We start from the raw sequence: 22,149 nt of genomic DNA, 5'->3' as shown, positions 1-22,149 counted from the left end.
TACGCTCGAGCGGCGCCAGCGCGCGGCAGCCGTGCCCGCGCTGCCGGGCCGGATCAAAGCATAGCACCGGGTGGCCGATTCGCCGCATGCTTCGCGCTATCATCATGGACTGGACCTAACGAACCGCACGAAAACGGCAGCCAAGATGGCAAAAGAAGAGCAGACAGGAGTGAGACGCAGGCAGGCCAAACCCCGCGGAGCCGCCGCATCGGTTTCGCAGAACGAAGCGGCGCAGTCGCTCGCGCAGAGCGAAGCGCTACCCGTTGCCGCCGACGACGACAGCGCCAGCGGATCGACTTATCTGGTGCCGGGCCTCGAACGCGGCCTGCGCATCCTCGCCGAATTCAGCGCGCGCGAGCCGGTGCTCGGCGCGCCCGAGCTGTCGAAGCGGATCGGCATTCCGCGCACCACCACCTTCCGTCTGCTGCAGACGCTCGAAGCGCTCGGCTTCCTCGAACGCGTCAATGGCGACCGCTATTTCCGGCTGAGCGTCGCGGTGCTGCGGCTCGGCTTCGAATATCTGAGCTCGCTCGAACTGACCGACGTCGGCACGCCGATTCTCGAACGCCTGCGCGATGCGACCGGCCTCAGCACGCATCTGTTGATCCGCGACCAGCGCGACGTGGTGTTCGTCGCGAAGGCTCAAACGCACGAGCCGATGTTCAGCTCGGTGAAGGTGCACGTCGGCACGCGCCTGCCCGCACACGCGACCGTGCATGGCCAGGTGCTGATGGGCGATCTGAGTTTCGAGGAGTTGCGCCAGCTTTATCCGGAGCCGCAACTCGAACGCTTCACCGAACGCACGCCCGCGACCGTCGAGGAACTGTACGGCCGGGTGCGCGAGAGCGCGGCGCTCGGCTATGCGGTGAGCGAGGCGTCGTTCGAGCGGGGTATTTCGGTGGTGAGCGCGCCGGTGCGCGATCAGAGCGGCAAGATCGCCGCGGCGTTGACCATCACGATTCCGCGTTCGGATATCGGCGAGTCGGCGGAGCGCGAGCCGCTGGTTATCTCGGTGTGTCAGGCGGCGCTCGAACTGTCCGAGCGTCTGAGCTATCGTCCGCGTTCGGACGATCCGACCGCGATGCAGGCGCGTCGCCGGCCGGTGCCCGCGCATTGAACACGCGTTGAGCGTGGCCGTCGCCGGCCGCCGCTCGTTATAGCTGTTACTTCACGCGCTTACTTCAAACCGCGTTTTTAAGTGGAGCGGCGAGTCCTGCTGTGTTGCACAGCAGGACTCGCCACATCGCATCACGCGCGTCGACTGATGTCGACTGATCAGAACGAGTGATGAATGCCGCTCAGAACGATCGCCTGGTTGCGGCCGCTCGATACGCCCGCGGTGAAGAACGCCGCATCGGTGTTCGACCCCGCGCGCTGATACAGCGCGTTGACATACACCTGGGTCGACTTCGACAGCGAATAGATGTTGCCGATCATGAACTGGGTCCAGCGATGGCCCGCCAGCGTCGTCGTCGCGGCGCCGCCCGCGATCGTGTTGAACGGTGTGACCTGCCAGTTCGCGCCCGCGTCGTAGCTCTGGTAGGTATCGGAGTGGCCGGCGCTTTCGAGCTTCACGCGCGTGTACAGACCGTGCACCAGCACGCTGCCGAACTGGTATGACAGACCGGCGCCCATGTTCTGCAGCTTGTCGGCCGTGTAGGTCGCGGCCGGCTGACCCTGGAAGGTCGTGATGCCGGTCGTGACGATCGACGGCGTGCGGTTGTTTTCGTTCGAGTAGCTCGCGCCGGCCTTGAAGCCGCCGTTCGCGTAGGTCGCCGCGAAGCCGTAGGTGCGGCCGGTCGCGAAGTTGGTCTGGTTGCCGAGACCCATCATCGCGCCGACGGTGAAGCCGCCGAACGACGTCGAGCGGAATTTCACCGAGTTGTCGTACGGCACGACCGCGGTGTTGGCGAGCGCGTCGATGTTGCCCGGGTGGAACGCGTACCAGCTCGCGCCCTGATAGGCCGTGCTGAAGGTGCCGAGCACGTCGAAGCTGAACGGCGTCTGATGGCCGAAGGTCAGCGTGCCGATCCGGTCGTCCGAGAGGCCCACGTAAGCCATCCGGTTGAACAGCACGCCGGATTTCGCCATCGCGCCGGTGTTCGTATAGAAGCCGTTTTCGAGCTGGAAGACCGCCTTCAGGCCGTTGCCCAGATCTTCCACGCCCTTCAGGCCCCAACGGTCCGGCTGCGTGTTGCCCTGTTCCATCATCCACTTCGAGCTGCCGCCCACGTTGCTGATATACGCGATACCGGCATCGAGGCTGCCGTACAGCGTCACGCTGCTTTGTGCCCACGCGCCCGTGGTCATGCAAGCTGCCGTCAAACCGGCCGCAATAGTTCGCTTCACCGTTGGTTCTCCTGATCAAACGACGTAGACACTCGCCGAATGCACCGTCCCTGATCTGTCTTCTTGGGGTTGATACGGCTCTGATACTTCGCCAGAGCCTCCTCGGGTCTTACGTTCCACCTATGGACAAACGTATCGCCTATGGAAAGTATAGATAAGCCGAGATCGGTCGAAATAAATATCGAGACCAGGACAAACCCTCCCGTTTTGGTTGCTGATCGTCTGAACATAGGCGCGCAGCCGCGCCCGCAAAGCGCTGCGTGGCGTGGACTTCAGCGCGATTCGCCGCGGCCGGCCGTCGGCGAAAAACGACACTCGGTGTTTTCCCTTAAGAGCGCATTTTTTTATTTTCTTCCGCTCCGGACGACTCCTATAATTGTCCATACACGAACTGATGTTCCTTATATGGAACATCTGGGCTCAGGAGAACGTGAGAAATGACTGAACAATGGCGCTGTGCCGGACATGCCGGTGACCTGTCCGAAGACTCCCCGCTCGAATTCAAATTCGACGACACGGAGGTCGGCATCTACAAGGTGGGCGACGAGATCTACGCGATGGAAAACGTTTGTCCCCACGCGTACGCGTTGCTGACGCAGGGCTTTATCGACGGCGATACCGTCGAATGTCCGCTGCACGAAGCCGTGTTCCATATCCCGACCGGCAAATGTCTGAAAGAGCCGGGCGGCCGCGACCTGAAGATGTACTCGGTGCGTCTCGCAGGTGAAGAAATCCAGATCAAGGTGGAATGACATGCGAGAGGTAGCCGTGAATTTCAATCCGTTTCTGAAGCCGTGGCTTGCGCCGCAACCGAACAACGTCGCCGGCAAGGGTGTGATCGAGAAGCCGGGCGAGAGCGGCAATATGGTCTGGCAAAACCGCAAGGCCGAGCCGACCCAGTATGAAAACGACTTCGGCGATGCACTCGAACGCGTTTTCGAAGCCGGCGCGATGGAGTTGCAGGAAGTCGTCGACGGCTTGAACCGCGATGGTTTCCGCACCCCCGAAGGCGCGCAATGGAATGCCGAGCGTCTTGCCGCCGAATTCCGTCTGCTCGCCGACTAAGCGCGCATTTCCGAACACGTTTCATCGCATTCGTACTGGAGCCTCTTCATGACGTCCCCCACTACAACCGAAGGCACGGCCGATCCCGTCAAGTCGTATCTGGACCGCGGCCTGCGCAACTACTGGTATCCCGTCGCACCGAGCTGGCAGGTCGGCAACGCGCCGATCGGCGTGACCCGCCTCGGCGATCAGATCGTGCTGTGGCGCGATAGCGAAGGCAAAGTCCACGCGCTCGAAGACCGCTGCCCGCATCGCGGCGCGCGTCTGTCGCTGGGCTGGAACCTCGGCGACCGCGTCGCCTGCTGGTATCACGGCGTCGAAGTGAACGGCAGCGGCACCGTCGTCAACGTGCCGGCCGTGTCGAGCTGCCCGCTCGAAGGCCGCACCTGCGTGAAGTCGTACCCGGCCGAAGAACACGCCGGCGCGATCTTCCTGTGGTTCGGCGACGACGCGAACAAGGAACCCGCGCCGCTGAAGCTGCCGGAAGAACTGGTTGGTGAGGAATACGCAAGTTTCCTGTGCATGTCGAACTGGAAGTGCAATTACCAGTACGCGATCGACAACGTGATGGACCCGATGCACGGCGCCTATCTGCACGCGACCTCGCACTCGATGGCCGAAGGCGACAAGCAGGCCGACATGCGCGTGCGCAAGACCGAAACCGGTCTGATGTTCGAGAAGATCGGCCAGCGCGACGTGAACTTCGACTGGGTCGAACTCGGCGATACCGGCGCGCTGTGGATGCGCCTCGCGATTCCGTACAAGAAGAAATTCGGCCCGGGCGGCAGCTTCGGCATCATCGGCTTCGCGGTGCCGGTCGACGGCGACAACTGCCAGGTCTACTTCTGGCGTACGCGCAAGGTGCAGGGCTGGCAGCGCGACGCATGGCGCTTCCTGTATCGCAACCGCCTCGAAGGTCTGCACTGGGACGTGCTCGAACAGGACCGCTACGTCCTCGAAAGCCTCGCGCCGAACGCGCGCGAACACGAGTTCCTCTATCAGCACGACGTCGGTATGACGCGTGTGCGCCGCATGCTGCGTCAACGCGCGCAGCAGGATCTCGCCGCGCTCGACGCGCATCGCGCGGCGAACGCGACGCCCGCCGCCACCGAAGCCGGTCACAGCCATGCATAACGACGCACTCGCGGCACTCAAGGGCCGGCGCGTTCTCGTGACGGGCGGCGCGCGCGGTCTTGGCGCGGCGTTCGTGCGCGCGCTCGTCGCGGCCGGCGCGCAGGTTGTATTCGGCGACGTGCTGCACGACGAAGGCCGTGCGCTCGCGGCATCGCTCGCCGAGCAGGGTCACGCGGCGACGTACTTTCCGCTCGACCTCGCCGATCCCGCCAGCATCGAGCAGTTCGCGCAAGACGGCGCGACACAGCTCGGCGGTCTCGACGCGCTGATCAACAACGCGGCGATCACCAACTCCGGCGGCAAGTTCGCGGACGAGCTGTCCGTCGAAACGTGGGACGCGGTGATGAACGTCAACGTGCGCGGCACCTGGCTGATGAGCACCGCCGCGCTGCCGTATCTGCGCGACTCGGGCCGCGGCGCGATCGTCAACATCGCGTCGGACACGGCGATGTGGGGCGCGCCGAAGCTGCTCGCGTACGTCGCCAGCAAGGGCGCGGTGATTTCGATGACCCGTTCGCTGTCGCGCGAATTCGGCACGCACGGCGTGACCGTCAACGCGATCGCGCCGGGCCTGACCGAAGTCGAGGCGACCGCCTACGTGCCCGCCGAGCGTCATCAGTATTACCTGCAAGGCCGCGCGCTCACGCGCGCACAAGTGCCCGACGACGTAACCGGGCCGGTGCTGTTCCTGTTGTCCGATGCCGCTCGCTTTGTGACCGGCCAACTGCTGCCGGTCAACGGCGGCTTCGTGATGAATTGATCTTGTCGAATCGAAAGGAGAAAGAGATGGCGGACGCCGACAACGAACGCAAATCCTGGGACCAACCCGCCGAGGCGAGCTTTGGCCAATGGCTTGACAGCCGCGTCGCACGTTTCGAAACGCGGCGCTACGACTGGGACGCGCTGAAGTTCCAGGCCGACTACGACCCGAAGTATCGCCGTGCGCAGATGCGCTACGTCGGTACCGGCGGCACCGGCGTCGCGAAGGACATGAACACGGTGCCGGCAGGCAACTTCACGTTCTCGACGATGGTGATCCCGGCCGGCAACATCGGCCCGAGCCATATTCATACGGATGTCGAAGAAATTTTCTTCGTGCTGCGCGGCAAGATGAAAGTGATCTGCGAGCGCGACGGCGAGACGTGGGAAGCGGTGCTCGGCGAGCGTGACCTGATCTCGGTGCCGCCCGGCGTGTACCGCACGGAAATCAACATCGGCGAGGAAGACGCGCTGATGTGCGTGATGCTCGGTTCGTCGAAGCCGATCACGCCGACGTATCCGCCGGATTCGCCGCTCGCGAAGATCAAGCGCTAACCGGGCTTAGCCAGGTGTGACCCAGGCGTCGCCAAAGCGCCACAAGAGCGCTGGCGACGCACTGCAAAACCATCCACGTCATTCCATTTCAGCCACGAAAGAAATCATGTCCGCCGTTCCGTCCGATCCATCCGCCCAGGCTGCGCAGCCTGCCGCGCTCGAAGCGTTCGAGGCACGTCTCGCGCGCTATCCGGCGCAGCCAGGCAGCCTCGCGGCGCAGCGCGTGCTGAGCTATCGCGAAGTCGATCGCGCCGGCCATGACGCGCTGCCGCTCGTGCTGTTGCACGGCATCGGTTCGGGCGCGGCGTCGTGGGTGCAGCAGTTCGACGCATTCGGCGCGACGCGTCGCGTGCTGGCCTGGGATGCGCCGGGGTATGGCGCGTCCACGCCGGTCGGGGCTTCATCACCAGTCGCAGCGGATTACTCGGAAGTACTGAAGGAATGGCTCGACGCGCTCCGTATCGAACGTTGCGTGCTGGTCGGACATTCGCTGGGCGCGATCATCGCCGGCGCGTTTGCCGCCGCTTATCCGCAGCGCCTCGCGGGCCTGCTGTTGTTGTCGCCGGCGGGAGGCTACGGCGCGGCAGCGGCTGAAGTCCGCGAGGCGAAGCGCGATCAGCGCCTCGCGATGCTGAACGAACTTGGGCCCCAAGGGCTCGCCGACAAGCGCAGCGCCAACATGCTGTCGGCCCATGCCAGCGACGAAGCGCGCGCATGGGTACGCTGGAACATGTCGCGCGTGATTCCGCACGGCTATGCGCAGGCCACGCATCTGCTGGCCAACGCGGACCTCGCGGGCGATCTCGCGCACTACCACGGCCGCGTCAACGTCGCGGTCGGCGCGGACGATGCGATCACCACGCCCGAAGCCTGCGAAAAGATCGCCCAGGCCGCGCGTACCCGCCTGCAGATCGTGCCGTGCGCGGGACACGCCGGTTATATCGAAGCACCGGCCGCGTACAACGCGATCATCGACGCGTTCTGCCGCGTCGGCGCCACCGAAGCAGGCCAGCAGCCTGCCCAGAATCAGAGCCAACGCGGAGCCAATCCATGACCCCCGACACTCTTGACGACGGGCGCGAAGCCGACGTCGAGCGCAACGAAGCGAGCAGCGACACCGGCTACCGCGTGCCGGGTCTCGAACGCGGCTTGAGAATCCTGATGGAGTTCTCGCCGCGCGAGCCGGTACTCGGTGCGCCCGAACTGTCGCGCCGCCTGAACATTCCGCGCACGACGGTGTTCCGTCTGCTGCAGACGCTCGAATCGCTCGGCTTTCTCGAACGTGCCGACAAGGACCGCAACTATCGCCTCGGCGTCGCGGTGCTGCGTCTCGGCTTCGAATACCTGAGCTCGCTGGAGCTGACCGATCTCGGCCTGCCGATCATCGAAGGTCTGCGCGATGCGACCGGCCTCACGGCCCATATCGTGATTCGCGACGGACGCGACGTCGTGTTCGTCGCCAAGGCGCAAAGCCATGCGCCGATTTTCAGCTCGGTGAAGGTCAACGTCGGCACGCGCCTGCCCGCGCATGCGACGACCCACGGCCAGGTGCTGATGGGCGATCTTACGTACGACGAACTGAAGAAGCTGTACCCGGAGCCGGAACTGGAGCGCTTCACCGCGCAGACGCCGGCCACGATCAACGAACTGTATGACCGGATTCGCGACGATGCGCGGCGCGGTTTCGCGATCAGCGAGTCGTCGTTCGAGCGCGGCATTTCGGTGGTCAGCGCGCCGGTGCGCAACGACACGCGCCGCATCGTCGCGGTGATCACGACCACGATTCCGCGCCGCGAGATCGATGCGGCGCTGCTCGACGGCGGTCTCGTCGACAAGGTGCGCCGCGCGGCCGACGAACTGTCGCAGCGGCTCAATTACCGGCCGACGTCTGGGCCGAATGGTGGCAACAAGTACATGAAGGCACTGGGGCTCTGATGATCCAAATCGATTTGACCGGACAGGTTGCGGTGGTGACGGGCGGTTCGTCCGGCATCGGTCTCGCGACCGCCGAGGTGTTTTTGCGCGCGGGCGCCTCGGTCGCGATCTGCGGCCGCGACACCGAACGTCTGCAAAGCGCGCAAGCCGCGCTGACGGAAAAGTTTCCGGGCGCCCAGTTGCTCGCGCAGCGTTGCGACGTGCTCGACGCGAACGACGTCGCCGCATTCGCGCAGGCGGTGCAGCAGCGCTTCGGCCGCACCGACATGCTGGTGAACAACGCAGGCCAGGGCCGCGTGTCCACCTTCGCCGACACCAGCGACGAAGCGTGGCGCGAAGAACTCGACCTGAAGTACTTCGGCGTGATTCGCCCGACCCGCGCGTTTCTGCCGATGCTGCGCGACACCGCCAGCGCCGGCCGCAACGCGGCGATCGTCAACGTGAATTCGCTGCTCGCGCTGCAGCCGGAGCCGCACATGGTGGCGACTTCATCGGCGCGTGCCGGTTTGCTGAGTCTGACGAAGTCGCTCGCGGTCGAATTCGCGCCGCAGCAGATTCGCGTCAACTCGATCCTGATCGGCATCGTCGAGTCGGGGCAGTGGCGCCGCCGTTATGCGACCCAGGCCGCGCCCGGTCAGAGTTGGGAAGACTGGACCGGCGAACTGGCGCGCAAGAAAAACATTCCGCTCGGCCGCTTCGGCCGCCCCGAAGAAGCCGCACAGGCGCTCTTTTATCTGGCTACCCCGCTGTCGTCGTACACGACTGGCAGTCACATCGATGTTTCTGGAGGCGTTGCACGACATGTCTAACAAAACCACCGTTGGCGAACTGATCGCCGCCTTTCTCGAGCAATGCGGCGTCAAAACCGCATTCGGCGTGATCTCGATCCACAACATGCCGATCCTCGACGCGATCAACACGCGCGGCAAGATCCGCTATGTCGGCGCGCGCGGCGAAGCCGGCGCGGTGAACATGGCCGACGGCCTCGCGCGCGTCTCCGGCGGCCTCGGCGTGGCCTTCACCAGCACCGGTACGGCGGCGGGCAACGCGGCGGGCGCGATGGTCGAAGCGCTGACGGCGGGCACGGCACTGCTGCACGTGACCGGCCAGATCGAAACCGAATACCTCGATCAGGACCTCGCTTACATCCACGAGGCACCGGATCAGCTGTCGATGCTGCAATCGATCTCGAAGGCCGCGTTCCGCGTGCGCTCGGTCGAAACCGCGCTGCCGACGATCCGCGAAGCGGTGCGCGTCGCGCAAACGGCGCCGAGCGGCCCGGTCAGCGTCGAGATTCCGATCGACATCCAGGCCGCCGAAATCGAATGGCCGAACGATCTTGGCGCGCCGCACGTGAGCACGCTCACGCATTGCAGCGAGCGCGTGAAGCAACTCGCTGAACAACTGGCCCAGAAGAAGCGCCCGTTGCTGTGGCTCGGCGGCGGCACGCGCCATGCGCGCGCGGCGGTCGAACGTCTGGTTGCACTCGGCTTCGGCGTGGTGACCAGCGTGCAGGGTCGCGGCGTGCTGCCCGAAGATCATCCGGCCACGCTCGGCGCGTTCAACGTGCACAGCGCGGTCGAAAGCTTCTACAAGACCTGCGACGCGCTGGTCGTGGTCGGTTCGCGTCTGCGCGGCAATGAAACGCTGAAGTACAAGCTCGCGCTGCCGCAGCCGCTGTATCGCATCGACGCTGACGCGCTCGCCGACAACCGCGGCTATCGCAACGAGCTGTTCGTTCACGGCGATGCTTCTGCAGTGCTCGACGAACTCGCCACGCTGCTCGAAGGCAAGCTGAAGATCGATCCGGCGTTCGCGCAGGATCTGGCCGCCGCGCGCGAAAGTGCGGTCGCCGACGTCAGCAAGGGTCTCGGTCCGTACAAGCGTCTCGTCGACGCGCTGCAGGACGCAGTGGGCCGCGACTACAACTGGGTGCGCGACGTGACGATCTCGAACAGCACGTGGGGCAACCGCCTGCTGAAGATCTTCAATCCGCGCGCCGGCGTGCACGCGCTCGGCGGCGGCATCGGCCAGGGCATGCAGATGGGTATCGGCGCGGCGCTGGCAGGCAATGCGGCGAAGACGGTGGCGCTGTGCGGCGACGGCGGCCTGATGGTCAACGTCGGTGAACTCGCGACGGCCGTGCAGGAAAACGCCAACGTGATGATCGTGCTGATGAACGACCAGTGCTACGGCGTGATCCGCAACATCCAGGACGCGCAGTACGGCGGCCGCCGCTGCTACGTGCAACTGCATCAGCCGGATTTCGCGCAGTTCTGCGAAAGCCTGAAGCTGCCGCACTACCGCATCAAGTCGCTCGACGACGCCGCTTCGATCATCCGCGAAGGCATGGCGCAGACGGGTCCGGTGCTGGTCGAAGTGGACATGCTGTCGGTCGGCTCGTTCGCGACCGCGTTCGCGGGCCCGCCGGTCAAGAAAGAGGAGCCGGAACATGCATGAGGCCGCGTACGCAGGACAGCACGCGCCCGTCGACATCGCGATGATCGGTTTCGGCGCGATCGGTCAGACGGTGTATCGCTCGGTCGTTGCCGATCCGGCGGTGCGCGTGTCGCATGTGATCGTGCCTGAGCATCAGGTGGCGTCGGTGCGCGAAGCGGTGGGCGCGTCGGTCGATGTGGTGTCGTCGGTGCCGGCGCTGAGCACGAAGCCGCAGTTCGTGCTCGAATGCGCGGGCCACGGCGCGCTCGTCGATCACGTGGTGCCGCTGCTGAAGAGCGGCGTCGATTGCGCGGTGGCGTCGATCGGCGCGCTGTCCGACGTCGCGTTGCTCGACGCGCTGGCCGCCGCGGCCGATCAGGGTGATGCGACGCTCACGCTGCTGTCGGGCGCGATCGGCGGCGTCGACGCGATCTCGGCGGCGCGCTTTGGCGGCCTCGACGAAGTGCTGTACACCGGCCGCAAGCCGCCGACCGGCTGGCTCGGCACGCCGGCCGAACAGGTCTGCGATCTGGCCACGCTCAGCGAAGAGAAAGTGATTTTCGAAGGTAGCGCGCGCGACGCGGCGCGGCTCTATCCGAAGAACGCGAACGTCGCCGCGACGATCGCGCTCGCCGGGCTCGGGCTCGACCACACGACGGTGCGGCTGATCGCCGATCCGCACGTGACGCGCAACGTGCATCGCATTCTCGCGCGCGGCGCGTTCGGCGAGATGTCGCTGGAAATGAGCGGCAAGCCGCTGCCGGATAACCCGAAGACCTCCGCACTGACCGCGTATAGCGCGATCCGCGCACTGCGCAACCGCGCGGCGCGCTGCGTGATTTGAAGAACCTGGCCTGACAGCAACCGGAACGACCGACATGACTCACTTCGATACCAGCCTCGTGCCCAACGGCGATATTTTTATCGGCGGCGAATGGCGGCCGGGGCGCGGCAACCCGTATAAAAGCCTGTATCCGGCGGATCAGTCGGTCAACATGGAAATCTCGACGGCCAATGCGGACGACGCGCGCGACGCGATCGAAGCCGCCGACGCGGCATGGCGCAAGCCGGACTGGTCGGGTCTGAAGCCGCATCAGCGCGCGCTGATCCTGTACCGCATCGCCGATCTGATCATGGCGCGCCACGAAGCGCTGGCGAATCTGCAACGCCGCGACAACGGCAAGCCGATCGGCGAGACGCGCGTGCTGGTCGCGAGCGCGGCAAACACGTTCCGCTATTTCGCGGCCTGCCTCGAAACGCTCGACGAAGAGCTCACGCCGTCGCGCGGCGACTATCTGACGATGAGCCTCTACGAGCCGATCGGCGTGATCGCGGCGATTACGCCGTGGAATTCGCCGATCGCCTCCGACGCGCAGAAGCTCGCGCCGGCCCTCGCGGGCGGCAACGCGGTGGTGCTCAAGCCGGCCGAAGTCACGCCGCTGGTGTCGCTTGCGCTCGCGCGCATCTGCGAGGAAGCGGGCGTGCCGAAGGGCGTGGTCAGCGTGCTGCCGGGCAAGGGCTCGGTGATCGGCGACGTTTTGGTGCGTCATCCGCTCGTGAAGAAGGTGTCGTTCACCGGCGGCACCGAAGTGGGCCGCGGCATCGCGCGCATCGCGGCGGACAAGCTGATGCCGGTGTCGCTCGAACTCGGCGGCAAGTCGCCGACCATCGTGTTCGACGACGCCGATCTCGATCATGCGGTCAACGGCGTGCTGTACGGCATCTTCAGCTCGTCGGGCGAAGCGTGCATCGCGGGTTCGCGGCTCTTCGTGCAGCGCTCGATCTACGACGCGTTCATGCAGCGCCTCGTCGAAGGCGCGCGCAAGCTGCGCGTTGGCGATCCGTCGCGCGAGAACACGCAGATGGGTCCGCTGATTACGCAGGCGCATCGCGAAACGATCGAACGCTATGTCGCGCTCGGTCTCGAAGAGGGCGGGCGTCTCTTGTGCGGCGGCGAGCGTCCGGTCGGCGATGGCCGCGAAGCCGGCACCTACTTCCAGCCGACGATTCTCGAAGGCCTCTCGAACGACGCGAAGATCTGCCAGGAAGAAATCTTCGGCCCGGTGCTCGTCGCAATGCCGTTCGACGACGAAGCGGCGCTGCTGAAGGAAGCGAACAATAGTGTGTTCGGTCTCGCCGCCGGCATCTGGACGCGCGATTACAAACGCGCGTACCGGATCGCGCGCGGGCTGGACGCCGGCACCATCTGGATCAACACCTACAAGCTGTTCTCGATTTCGACGCCGTTCAGCGGCTGGAAGGAGAGCGGCATGGGACGCGAAAAAGGCCGTCTCGGCATTCGCGAATACATGCAACAGAAGAGCCTCTACTGGGGCTTGAACGAAGCGCCGCTGGCGTGGGCGAACTAAAGCGGGCAACGAAGAGGCACGTTATGACGATTCTCGGCATTGAACAGATTACCTACGGCGTGACGGATCTCGCCACCTGTCGCAGCTTTTTCGCGGACTGGGGCATGAAGGAAACCGCGCACGACGACAAACACGCGCGCTTCGTCACGCAGAACGGCTGCACCGTGCTCGTCGTCGATGCGAACGAGCCGTCGCTGCCGCCCGCGTTCGAGGAAGGCCCGACGCTGCGCGAAGTGACATGGGGTGTTGCCACTAAAGCGGAACTCGACGCACTGCGCGGCCGCTTCGCCGGTCAGCCGGGCCACTACGAAACCGACGACGCCGTCGGCTGCATCGACCCGAACGGGATGGCGATCCGCGTCGAAGTCACGCGCAAATGGGCGATCGACGTGCAGGGTTCGCCGTCGAACGTGTGGGGCCAGACGCTGCGCGTCGATCAGCCGTCGCCGGTCTACGAACGCGCGGAGCCGGTCGAAGTGGGCCACGTGGTGTTCTTCACGAACAACCTCGCCGAGCAGGAAAAGTTCTATCACGAGCTGCTCGGCTTCGAGACGTCGGACCGTTATCCGGGCCGCGGCGCATTCATGCGCTGCGCGCCGCACGGCGGTCACCACGACCTGTTCCTGCTCGCGCTGCCGAACGGCAAACGCGGCCTGAACCACGTCGCGTTCACCGTGCGCGACATCCATGAAGTATTCGGCGGCGGCATGCACATCAGCCGCTGCGGCTGGGAAACGCAGCTCGGGCCGGGTCGTCATCCGGTGTCGTCGGCGTACTTCTGGTACTTCAAGAATCCGGCCGGCGGCCTGATCGAGTACTACGCGGACGAAGACCAGTTGACGCCCGAATGGCAGCCGCGCGATTTCGAGCCGGGCCCGACCGTGTTCGCCGAATGGGCGATCGACGGCGGCATCGACGGCAATACGCGTCGTCAGAGAGACGCGAAGGCGCCGGAGGGCAAGTTCATGACGGAGCGTAAAAATGACTGACGCTGCCACCGAACACGCGCAAGTCGCGCACGCCGGGCTCGAAGCGCCGCGCACGATCGTCGTGATCGGCGGCGGTCAGGCGGCCGGCTGGGTCGTGAAGACCTTGCGCAAAGAAGGCTTCGACGGCCGCCTCGTGATGATCGCCGACGAAGTGCATCTGCCGTACGAGCGGCCGCCGCTGTCGAAGGCGGTGCTGGCCGGCGACGCCGACATCGACACGGTGCGGCTCGTGAAGCCCGACGATTTCGACGCGTTGAACGTCGAGGCATGGCAGCCGGATTGCGCGACCTCGATCGATCGCGAGCAGCGCATCGTGCGCACCAAGGCGGGCCGCGAAGTGCGGTACGACCGCCTCGTGATCGCCACCGGAGGCGCCGCGCGCCGTTTGCCCGACGCGATCGTGCAGACCTCGCACATCGCCTATCTGCGCACGCTCGACGAAGCGGTCGCGCTCGGCGAACGGTTGCGCGCAAGCCGGCGCGTGCTGGTGATCGGTGGCGGCTGGATCGGTCTCGAAGTCGCGGCGACCGCGCGAAAGCTCGGTGTCGAGGCGAGTGTGGTGGAAGGCGCGCCGCGTTTGTGCGCGCGCTCGCTGCCGCCGCTGGTGTCGGATTTCCTGCTGGAGCTGCATCGCGCGAACGGCGTGGACGTGCGGCTGAACGCGGCGCTCGTCAAGCTCGAGGATCACCCGCACGACGCGAACCGGATTCGCGCGACCTTCGCCGACGGCTCGACGCTCGATGCCGATTTCGCGGTGGCCGGCATCGGCCTCACGCCGCACACGGCGATTGCGCAGGCGGCGGGCGTGAAGGTGGAAGACGGCATCGTGGTCGATCACTTCGGCGCGACCGACGATCCGCGCATCTTCGCGTGCGGCGACGTCGCGAATCATCCGAGCGCGTGGCTGAAGCGCCGCGTGCGGCTCGAATCGTGGGCGAACGCGCAGAACCAGGCGATCTCCACCGCGAAAGCGCTGCTCGGCACCTTCGAACCGTACGCGGACATTCCGTGGTTCTGGTCCGATCAGTACGACGTGAATCTGCAGATTCTCGGCGACATTCCGGCCAATGCCGAACTCGCCGTGCGCGGCGATCTGCCGGCGAAACGCGCGACGCTGTTCTATCTGGAAGACAACACGATCCGCGGCGTGATCGCGATCAACACTCCGCGCGAACTGAAGCTCTCGCGCAAGTGGATGAACCAAGGCCGGACCATCGACCTTGCCACCCTGACTGACGCCTCTACGGCGCTTGCCTAACCATTCTTACGGACGGCACCTCGGCATGAGAACCATCGATAACACTACTGGAGACCGTAGCAGCGCCGGCGTTTCAGGCGCAGTTACGCAAGGCTCGATCATCGCGCGTCTGGAGCGCTTGCCGAGGAACGGGATGCAGGTGCGCGCGCGTATCCTGATCGGCCTCGCGACGTTCTTCGACGGCTTCGACGTGATCGCCATCGCGGCGACGCTGCCGCTGCTGATCGCGAAGTGGAACCTGACGCCGTGGGACGTCGGCTTCCTTCTGGGCTCCGGTTCCGTAGGACAACTGATCGGCGCGTTCCTGTTTCCGTGGTATGCGGAACGTGCCGGCCGCGTGAAGGCGATTGCGCTGAGCTCGGGCATTATCGGCATCACCAGTATTGCCTGCGGCTTTGCACCGACCTTCGCGGTGTTCGTCGCGCTGCGCATCGTCCAGGGTCTGGGCCTCGGCGGCGAGTTGCCGGTGGCCGCGACCTACATCAACGAGATCAGCCGCGCGCACGGTCGTGGGCGCTTCGTGCTGCTGTATGAAATCGTGTTCCCGATCGGTCTGCTTGCGTCGAGCGCGCTCGGTGCGTGGATCGTACCGCGTTTCGGCTGGCAGGCGATGTACTTCATCGGCGGTATGCCGTTGATCCTGTTCTTCGTGCTGCGCCGGCTCGTGCCCGAATCGCCGCGCTGGCTCGCCGTGCGGGACCGGATGGCCGAAGCCGATTCCTCCGTGCTCGCGTTCGAACGCGCGGCCAAGGTGCCGCTGCCGCCGGTGGCACAGGCTGCGGAATTCGACGAGATGGTTAATCGCCATCCGAAGCGTCGCGTCGCGGATCTGTTCGGCCCGGCTTATCTGAAGCGCACGATCGCCGTGGCGATGCTGTGGGTCACCTGCGGCTTCATCCAGTACGGCCTGTCGACGTGGCTGCCGACGATCTACCGCACGATCTATCACGCGCCGCTGCAGCTCGCGCTGAACCTGGCGGTCGCGGCATCGGTGCTCGGCGTGCTCGGCTCGCTTGCCTGCGCGTTGCTGGTCGACAAGGTGGGGCGCAAGCCGATCATCAACATCTCGTTCCTGCTGTGCGCGTTGTCGCTGGCGCTGGCGGGTGTGCTGCACGCGTCGTCGGTGTATGTGGTCGCGACCTGCTGCGCATTCGCGCTCGGTTTTCTTGCCAGTGGCTTCATCACCGCTTACGTGTACACGCCGGAGCTGTACCCGACCAGCATCCGTGCGATGGGCTGCGGCGTCGGCGGCGCGTGGCTGAAGGTGGCGGCGATCTTCGCGCCGGCGATCGTGTCGAAGACGATGATCGGCGGCAATCTCGAAGTGGCGTTCTACATCCTCGCGGCCGTGCCGTTCCTCGCGGCAGTGGTCGTGCATCTGCTCGGGATCGAAACCAAGGGCAAGGTGTTGGAGCAGTTGGAGGCTTGAGGCCCGGCATCTAGCGCCGCGCTTTGACAGGCGGCACAGTAGCGAACAAAAAGGCGCACCCAGTGGTGCGCCTTTTGTCTTTGATGGGCTTTGATGAAGCCCCGTGTTTTAGAGCGCCTTGCGATACACGACGAACCCTGATTTATCCGCGACCTTGTCGTAAAGCCTCATCGCGGTCTGATTTGTCTCGTGCGTCTGCCAGTACACGCGTTGCGCGCCATCGGCTTGCGCGCGGGCATAGACGGCCTCGATCAACGCGCGGCCGACGCCCTTGCCGCGCTCGCTGTCGAGCGTGTACAGGTCCTGCAGATAGCAGATCGGCCCGGCCATCGTGGTGTGCCGGTGATAGAGGAAATGCACGATGCCGTGCAGTTGGCCGGCGCGTTCGGCGACGAACGCATGCATCGGCTCGTAGCCGTCGAAGAAGCGGCTCCACGTGATCTCCGTGATTTCGCGCGGTAACGCGGTGTCGCCCGAGCGGCCGTAGAACGCGTTATACGCGTCCCAAAGCGGCAGCCATGCGGCGAAATCTTCACGGGTGACGGCGCGAATCTGGAGCGGAGCGGACATGAGGCGGTTCCTGGTTGGCAAACGGTCGAACCGCCAGCATAGAAAATTCGTGGCGCGATTGTTAGCTCCACGCTTCGCGCGAAATCTGGGACCACCATCTGTGCGACAACAGGACATGGGGTACGCAAGCGTTCAGCGAATGCCTACTGAACGCTTGCGTTTGTCAGAGGAATGAACTGCGCGTCTGTAGCGACGAGGACGGTTGTGATGAGTCGCGGCACCGCGTGCTAGTCGCGCGTATCGCGTGTTCAGCGGAAGCCGGCGATGCGTCTATCTCCACGCAACGCCGCGAATCGTGAACTCAATGATCGTGCATTCAATGCTTGCGATGCGACTTGTGGCGAAGCTCGTTGCGCACCTTCTTCGCGGCGAACAGCGGCACGTAGTCGAACACGCGCGCCTCATGCCGGTAATCGGCCAGCGTATCGGCATACATGCGGGACACCGTGTCGGCCGGCGTGTCGGTCTCTTCGGCAATGCTTCGGACTACTTCGTCTATGTTCGGCTCGGGCTGCGACATGGGGCACTCCGGGTAGGGCGGCACTCAGGCTGGATGAACGGAACGGCGACAGCAGGTGTTCATTACAGGATGCGATTCGCGGGTGCGCCAATTGAATCGAACTATCGTGCGATTCGCTCCACAGAGATTTTTGTCTTGCGCCGAACCAGGTGCCCAGCCGACGGGGCGGCGCGGAAAATCAATGGCCGTAACGGTGGTGAATGTCCGGGAAATGTCTATGGGTGTGCGTAATTGGCGCATGGTGATGTGGATGGCTGTGCGGTTCCTCACCGTTCCATGCGAAATCGTGTTCGTGCTGATGATGCGCGTCATGGCGATGCCGATGCGTGTGATCGAGCGCGTCGTGCGTATGCGGATGTTCGTGGCGTTCGCGCATATGCAGCCAGACGCCGAGCGCCATCAATGCGGCCGCGATCCGGCTCGGTTACGGCGGAGTAAGGCTGGAGGCCGCGGGTTTGCAGTTTGCAGCTCGAAGCTTCAGGCTCACGCCACGCAGCTATTTGCCACTCCTCTGCGCAACATGCTCGATCCGATCACGCACGATGCCGATCGCCTGCTTCAGCGCGTAAACGTCCTGAAAGTAGCGATAAGGAATCCGTATCTGACTCGCGTTGGCGTCGATGCTTTCGATCTCGTCGCTCCATTGCGCGATTTGCGCGCGCGTCGGCTGACTGTTTTTCCACACTTCGTCTTCGAGCGATTTGATCTCGCGATACCAGACCACGAGCCGCTTTTTCATGCGCGCTTCGAGCATGCGCGGCAACGCCTGGATCAGACCGATCAACAGCGCCATGAACGGCAGCAGGATCAGCAGCCGTCGTTCGATCAGGCTCGCGAGCCAGAACGGCAGGTAACGATAGAGAAACGGTCGGCCCGATTTGAAGTAGCGCACGCTTTCGTCGGAGATCGGGAATTCCTCGGTGCGCAGATTCGGGAACGTGCCGAGCGGCGTGAAGTAATCCTCGCCGCCGTGCACGGTGCGCGCCGCGTCGAGCAGCAGATAGACGAGCGCCGGATGCAGCGTGTCCTTCGAGACCAGCAACGCGGTCGCCGCGAGCAGCGTGACGTCGCTGCGCGGCAGATCGTCGGCGACGCTGGCCGACGCGCGCGGCAACACGATCTTCGACAGCGACGGGAATTTCTGCGTCAGCGCATCGGCCTGCGCGAAACTCATCAGCTTCAGATGGCTGGCCAGCAGCGTGCGCTGCATCTCGGCATCGGGTCGGCCGATAAAAAACGCCGCGTCGATCTGGCCGTTTTCGAGCGCTTCATAGGCGGCGTTCGCATCCATCTGCAGCAGCGTCGTGTTCTGATTCGTGACGCCGCTATAGCCGAGCAGGGTCTGCGACACGTTGAGCAGGCCGCTGCCGGGCACGCCCATCGACACGCGCTTGCCGCGCAATTGCGAGAGCCGGTCGATCGTCACGTCGCCGCGGTAGAACACCCAGATCGGTTCGTACGAGACCGCGGCGATGGTTTGCAGGTTGTCGGTGTCTTTGGGGCTGGTCGTGCCGGACTGGATGAAGCCGACGTCGTACACGCTGTCGGGGTCGGTCAGCCGCTGGTAATTTTCGACCGAGCCCGACGAGCTGCGAATATCGAGCTTGATGCCCTCGCGTTTGAGGAGCGGCGCATAGCGATCGGCAAAGCCGCGGTAAATGCCGTTGTCCGCGCCGCTCGTGATGACGATCGTGCGCTGGAACGCGGGCTGCAGCACGAGCGTGAGCATCCAGCCGAGCGCGGCCAGCAGCACGATCGCACTGACGATCAGAAGACGCCGGCGTCGCCGCGTCATGGGCGTGTGTTGACTGCGGTGAAGCGTGGGATTGTATTTCGGCATCGTTACCCGTCTCGGCTCAGGTCCGGCCTTGGATGAATGATATGAACTCGGTTTATTTGAACTCTATTTGAGCTTTACGATACCAGACGGTTTGCTTCGAGCGGTAGTGATGCGACCTCGCGCGCTGAGCAACGCTCGGGTTGGGCTGAACCGGCCGCCGGTCCTCGCACCGGCGGCAGGCGCGAATGCTTCCGTCATGCGATCGTGCGATCGCCGCGGCTAGCGGAAGCCGTAGATCAGAATCTTCTTCCCTTCGAAACTCTCCTGTACGCCTTGCACGCAATTCATCGGGCAGCTGTAGCCGTCGGGTGCCGATGCGGCCGACGGAATGCTCGCGCGGTAGACCATGGATTTGATCAGCGTCCCGTCGTCGGCGATCACGATGTTCAGGTCGGTTTCCACGCCGGCCGGCACGGGGCCACCGCTGGTATAGCGGACCGACATGGTGCCGGTGCAATCGGGATTCACCGTGTAGGTGCCGCTCTGGTACGGATTGAAGCTCGTCTGGCCGCCCTTCGGCACGCCGTTGATGCTGCCGAAGTCGGTGCGTGTGAAACCGCCGGTGCCGTCGAAGGTCACGAGCGCGACGTCGTCGAGGATCGACGGGCTGGCGAACGCGTGCAGCACGTTGCTCGAATCCAGCAGGCCGAGAATTTCGCCGTGACCGCTAAAGCCATACGGTCCCTTCAGCGTGGCTTTCGAGCACAGGCCGCCGCCGTTACCGCCGCCATTGTTATTGCCATTGCCGCCAGCCTGGGCGGTGCCGCTCATTAGTAGAAGCACAATGGCGGTAGCCGACAAAATGCTTAAATGCGGGGTCTTCATCGTCATCTCCTTGTCAGCGAATCAGGCGAATCAGGCGCGCGAAATCTCAGCATGCGCGTGTGCCAATTGCGTGTCGGAAGCGGGCGCCCGATTCAAACGAATGAAACGAATGAAATGAATTGGACATGGCCGCGCGACTACCTGGCTGCCGCCGTCTGCAGGAACAAACAATGAGAGAACGAAGTGCCGTGAGTGCGGCGAGATGTTCCCGGCGTGCGAGAGGAGGAGCCCAGGTACGGGCCAAACTCATGAAGGTGCAATGCTTTCACCAGGCAACGATGCTTCACCCGGTGCCGGCGGATACGTGCCGAAAGGGTGCACGAAAGTCCGCGCGATTTTGTGACTTCGTGGGTCAGCTACGCTTTAAAGGCGCATAGCGAAAACCAGTGTAATGCACGCTATTCGCGGCGACCTGATGAATATCGGACAAAAGAGAGGCACATTCAGATCGCACGACGCGAATCGTCGTGTGGGCATCGGGCTCGTGCAAGAGCCTCGAAATAAAACGGCCGTCGGTGTGCAACACCGGCGGCCGTCGTTATCGATACAAGTCCGTGAGTGAGCGTGCGGGCGACTCACTCGCGTTCCCGCATGTCACGCGCTCAATTCTGCTTGACCCACACCCCGCCGCTGCTCGGCACATCGCCCTGGGTCCACCACTTCGCGCAGTACTTCACGTTGGCGTACATCACGCACGAACCGCCCGTGTAGGCCATCGTCGACGACCACGTCGGCGTTGTGCCGGCGGTCTGCTTCCAGACGGCGGCCTGCCCCGGCACGTCGCCCTGGGTCCACCACTGCGCCTTGTAGGTCGAGCCTTGATAGGTGACCGTCATGCCGGCGGTATAGATCTGCGTCGCCGACCATGCCGCGCCCGCGATCGGCGTGGTGCTGCCCGTCGTGCCGGTGCTGCTCGACCCCGTCGAGCCGGAGCTTGCGCTGCTGCCCGAAGAGCCGTTGCCGGAAGAACTGCTCGACGAGCTACCCGACGAACCGCTCGACGAACTGCCTGAGCTGCCGCTGGAACTGCTGCTACTCGACGATCCGGTGTACGAAGCATCGGTCGTCACGCCGGTGCCCCAATGTCCGTTGAGTTGCTCGAAGACCGACGCGAATGCATACGGGGTCTGCGTGATGCCGGAGCAATCCGACGCGGTGTACGCGCCGTTATTCGGGCACGACTGATCGCGGCCGACCGACCAGTTGGCCAGCATCCCGAAGCCGTCGCTGCGCGCGACGTTCAGCAGCGTCTGCGCATCGGCGAGCGTAAACGTTTCGCCCTGCACGTCGTTCATGCCGATCATCGGCGTGACGCCGACCATCTGCCACAGTTGCGCATCGGTCAGCGTCTGGCCGGCCGACTTGAACGCGGTGTCGAGTTGCGAATACAGCGACGACGCGGCCTGCGTAGCCGCCGTGCCCATTTCGATCGACGCGCTGCCGTAGTCCATCGCCATCACGTTGATCGCGTCGAACGTCACCTTGTTGGAGATCGCCGAATTGAGGATGTTGATGCCGTCCTGCGTGAGGCCCGTCGGCATGACCGGCAGCGTGAGCGTCACGTGCAGCGTCGAGCCTTTCGCGGTCGCGGCGGTCTGCAAGGCTTTCACGGCCTGGAAGTTGCGCGTGATCGCCGCGGTGTCTTCCTGAGCCGCGCCTTCGATGTCGAAGTCGATGTGCGTGACCGCGTAGCTATCGAGCACGGTCTGATACGCGGTTTGCAGCGCGGACGCGGTCGAGCATGCCTGCATCAGCGGCGTGCCGTTCTCGCCGCCGAACGAGATCGACACTTCGCCGCCCTTCGCGCGATAGTTCGTCAGCGACGTCGACAGCGACGTAAGCAGATCGGAGCTGTTGCCCGAGCCGATGTTCTGCACGCCGCCCCACGACGGCACGCACTGGCTGCTGCCGGCGGCGACCACGAAAGCCATCGTGAACTGCTGGATGCCGTGCTGTACGCCGATCACGTCGAACTGTGGCGTCGGCCAGGCCGTCACGTCGACATAGGGTGCATAGACGCCGGTCGCGAATGCGCTTGTCATCGCACTCAGGGACAGGGCCGATGCGGCAAGAATCCTCGTTGACTTTCCCTTCATTTTTCTCTCTCTCCGTT

Annotated in this window: 21 protein-coding genes and 1 pseudogene; 15 read left to right on the top strand and 7 right to left on the bottom strand. The window is 64.4% G+C overall.

Annotated features, from left to right (window positions below):
• Positions 1 to 145 precede the first annotated feature (145 nt).
• Positions 146 to 1,117 (top strand): IclR family transcriptional regulator, encoded by a 972-nt coding sequence (locus HHL14_RS11155; RefSeq protein WP_169497665.1) that lies wholly within the window; start codon positions 146 to 148, stop codon positions 1,115 to 1,117.
• A gap of 158 nt (positions 1,118 to 1,275) precedes the next feature.
• On the opposite strand, the gene HHL14_RS11150 is transcribed toward HHL14_RS11155, so the two are convergent.
• Positions 1,276 to 2,349: a porin gene (locus tag HHL14_RS11150; protein ID WP_169497664.1), complete on the bottom strand. Its 1,074-nt coding sequence runs from the start codon at positions 2,347 to 2,349 to the stop codon at positions 1,276 to 1,278.
• Positions 2,350 to 2,786: 437 nt separating this feature from the next.
• Here HHL14_RS11150 and HHL14_RS11145 point away from each other — a divergent pair, with 437 nt between their 5' ends.
• The 14 genes from HHL14_RS11145 (at position 2,787) to HHL14_RS11080 (ending at position 16,281) form a co-directional block, all read left to right on the top strand.
• On the top strand, positions 2,787 to 3,101 hold the full coding sequence (locus HHL14_RS11145; RefSeq protein WP_075298394.1) for a non-heme iron oxygenase ferredoxin subunit: 315 nt from the start codon (positions 2,787 to 2,789) through the stop codon (positions 3,099 to 3,101).
• Position 3,102: 1 nt separating this feature from the next.
• Positions 3,103 to 3,414: a recombinase-like helix-turn-helix domain-containing protein gene (locus tag HHL14_RS11140; RefSeq protein ID WP_169497663.1), complete on the top strand. Its 312-nt coding sequence runs from the start codon at positions 3,103 to 3,105 to the stop codon at positions 3,412 to 3,414.
• Positions 3,415 to 3,462: 48 nt separating this feature from the next.
• Positions 3,463 to 4,548 carry an aromatic ring-hydroxylating oxygenase subunit alpha gene (locus HHL14_RS11135; protein WP_169497662.1) on the top strand — a complete coding sequence of 362 codons (1,086 nt, stop codon included), beginning with the start codon at positions 3,463 to 3,465 and terminating at the stop codon, positions 4,546 to 4,548.
• Complete coding sequence (locus HHL14_RS11130; protein ID WP_169497661.1) at positions 4,541 to 5,308, top strand: SDR family oxidoreductase; 768 nt, start codon at positions 4,541 to 4,543, stop codon at positions 5,306 to 5,308. The genes HHL14_RS11135 and HHL14_RS11130 overlap by 8 nt, the downstream gene beginning before the upstream one ends.
• Positions 5,309 to 5,334: 26 nt before the next feature.
• A complete protein-coding gene (locus tag HHL14_RS11125; protein WP_169497660.1) occupies positions 5,335 to 5,862 on the top strand; it encodes a cupin domain-containing protein in 528 nt (175 codons plus the stop codon).
• Between the two features lie 106 nt (positions 5,863 to 5,968).
• Complete coding sequence (locus tag HHL14_RS11120; RefSeq protein WP_169497659.1) at positions 5,969 to 6,916, top strand: alpha/beta fold hydrolase; 948 nt, start codon at positions 5,969 to 5,971, stop codon at positions 6,914 to 6,916.
• The gene (locus HHL14_RS11115; protein ID WP_169497658.1) at positions 6,913 to 7,797 is read left to right on the top strand and encodes an IclR family transcriptional regulator; all 885 of its coding nucleotides are present in this window, start codon (positions 6,913 to 6,915) and stop codon (positions 7,795 to 7,797) included. The genes HHL14_RS11120 and HHL14_RS11115 overlap by 4 nt, the downstream gene beginning before the upstream one ends.
• Complete coding sequence (locus HHL14_RS11110) at positions 7,797 to 8,606, top strand: SDR family oxidoreductase (RefSeq protein WP_169497657.1); 810 nt, start codon at positions 7,797 to 7,799, stop codon at positions 8,604 to 8,606. Before HHL14_RS11115 ends, HHL14_RS11110 begins: the two co-directional genes overlap by 1 nt.
• A complete protein-coding gene (locus HHL14_RS11105) occupies positions 8,599 to 10,257 on the top strand; it encodes a thiamine pyrophosphate-binding protein (RefSeq protein WP_169497656.1) in 1,659 nt (552 codons plus the stop codon). The genes HHL14_RS11110 and HHL14_RS11105 overlap by 8 nt, the downstream gene beginning before the upstream one ends.
• A complete protein-coding gene (locus HHL14_RS11100) occupies positions 10,250 to 11,080 on the top strand; it encodes an aspartate dehydrogenase (RefSeq protein ID WP_169497655.1) in 831 nt (276 codons plus the stop codon). The genes HHL14_RS11105 and HHL14_RS11100 overlap by 8 nt, the downstream gene beginning before the upstream one ends.
• Positions 11,081 to 11,114: 34 nt before the next feature.
• On the top strand, positions 11,115 to 12,605 hold the full coding sequence (locus HHL14_RS11095; RefSeq protein WP_169497654.1) for an aldehyde dehydrogenase: 1,491 nt from the start codon (positions 11,115 to 11,117) through the stop codon (positions 12,603 to 12,605).
• Between the two features lie 23 nt (positions 12,606 to 12,628).
• Positions 12,629 to 13,594 carry a VOC family protein gene (locus HHL14_RS11090; protein ID WP_169497653.1) on the top strand — a complete coding sequence of 322 codons (966 nt, stop codon included), beginning with the start codon at positions 12,629 to 12,631 and terminating at the stop codon, positions 13,592 to 13,594.
• On the top strand, positions 13,587 to 14,852 hold the full coding sequence (locus tag HHL14_RS11085; protein ID WP_169497652.1) for an NAD(P)/FAD-dependent oxidoreductase: 1,266 nt from the start codon (positions 13,587 to 13,589) through the stop codon (positions 14,850 to 14,852). The genes HHL14_RS11090 and HHL14_RS11085 overlap by 8 nt, the downstream gene beginning before the upstream one ends.
• A gap of 25 nt (positions 14,853 to 14,877) precedes the next feature.
• Complete coding sequence (locus tag HHL14_RS11080; protein WP_169497651.1) at positions 14,878 to 16,281, top strand: MFS transporter; 1,404 nt, start codon at positions 14,878 to 14,880, stop codon at positions 16,279 to 16,281.
• 108 nt (positions 16,282 to 16,389) lie between these two features.
• Here the strand turns inward: HHL14_RS11080 and HHL14_RS11075 are convergent, their stop codons facing one another.
• From HHL14_RS11075 to HHL14_RS11050, 6 genes and pseudogenes are all read right to left on the bottom strand, one after another.
• Entirely contained in the window at positions 16,390 to 16,851 is a 462-nt protein-coding gene (locus HHL14_RS11075; protein ID WP_169497650.1) for a GNAT family N-acetyltransferase, read from the bottom strand.
• A gap of 316 nt (positions 16,852 to 17,167) precedes the next feature.
• Positions 17,168 to 17,371, bottom strand: a complete 204-nt coding sequence (locus HHL14_RS11070) for a DUF3562 domain-containing protein (protein ID WP_169497649.1) — start codon at positions 17,369 to 17,371, stop codon at positions 17,168 to 17,170.
• Between the two features lie 178 nt (positions 17,372 to 17,549).
• Positions 17,550 to 17,783, bottom strand: a pseudogene (locus tag HHL14_RS33160) (EamA family transporter); the annotation flags it as partial.
• An 84-nt stretch (positions 17,784 to 17,867) separates the two neighbouring features.
• Positions 17,868 to 19,166 (bottom strand): TAXI family TRAP transporter solute-binding subunit, encoded by a 1,299-nt coding sequence (locus HHL14_RS11060; RefSeq protein ID WP_169497648.1) that lies wholly within the window; start codon positions 19,164 to 19,166, stop codon positions 17,868 to 17,870.
• Positions 19,167 to 19,430: 264 nt separating this feature from the next.
• On the bottom strand, positions 19,431 to 20,036 hold the full coding sequence (locus HHL14_RS11055; protein WP_169497647.1) for a hypothetical protein: 606 nt from the start codon (positions 20,034 to 20,036) through the stop codon (positions 19,431 to 19,433).
• Between the two features lie 602 nt (positions 20,037 to 20,638).
• On the bottom strand, positions 20,639 to 22,132 hold the full coding sequence (locus HHL14_RS11050; RefSeq protein WP_407945280.1) for a chitinase: 1,494 nt from the start codon (positions 22,130 to 22,132) through the stop codon (positions 20,639 to 20,641).
• Positions 22,133 to 22,149 lie beyond the last annotated feature (17 nt).

Origin of the sequence: Paraburkholderia antibiotica (assembly GCF_012927125.1) — a bacterium.
Classification (GTDB): Bacteria; Pseudomonadota; Gammaproteobacteria; order Burkholderiales; family Burkholderiaceae; genus Paraburkholderia; species Paraburkholderia antibiotica.
Note: the sequence above shows the minus strand (reverse complement) of the source record. Positions and strands in the feature narration are given on the sequence as shown.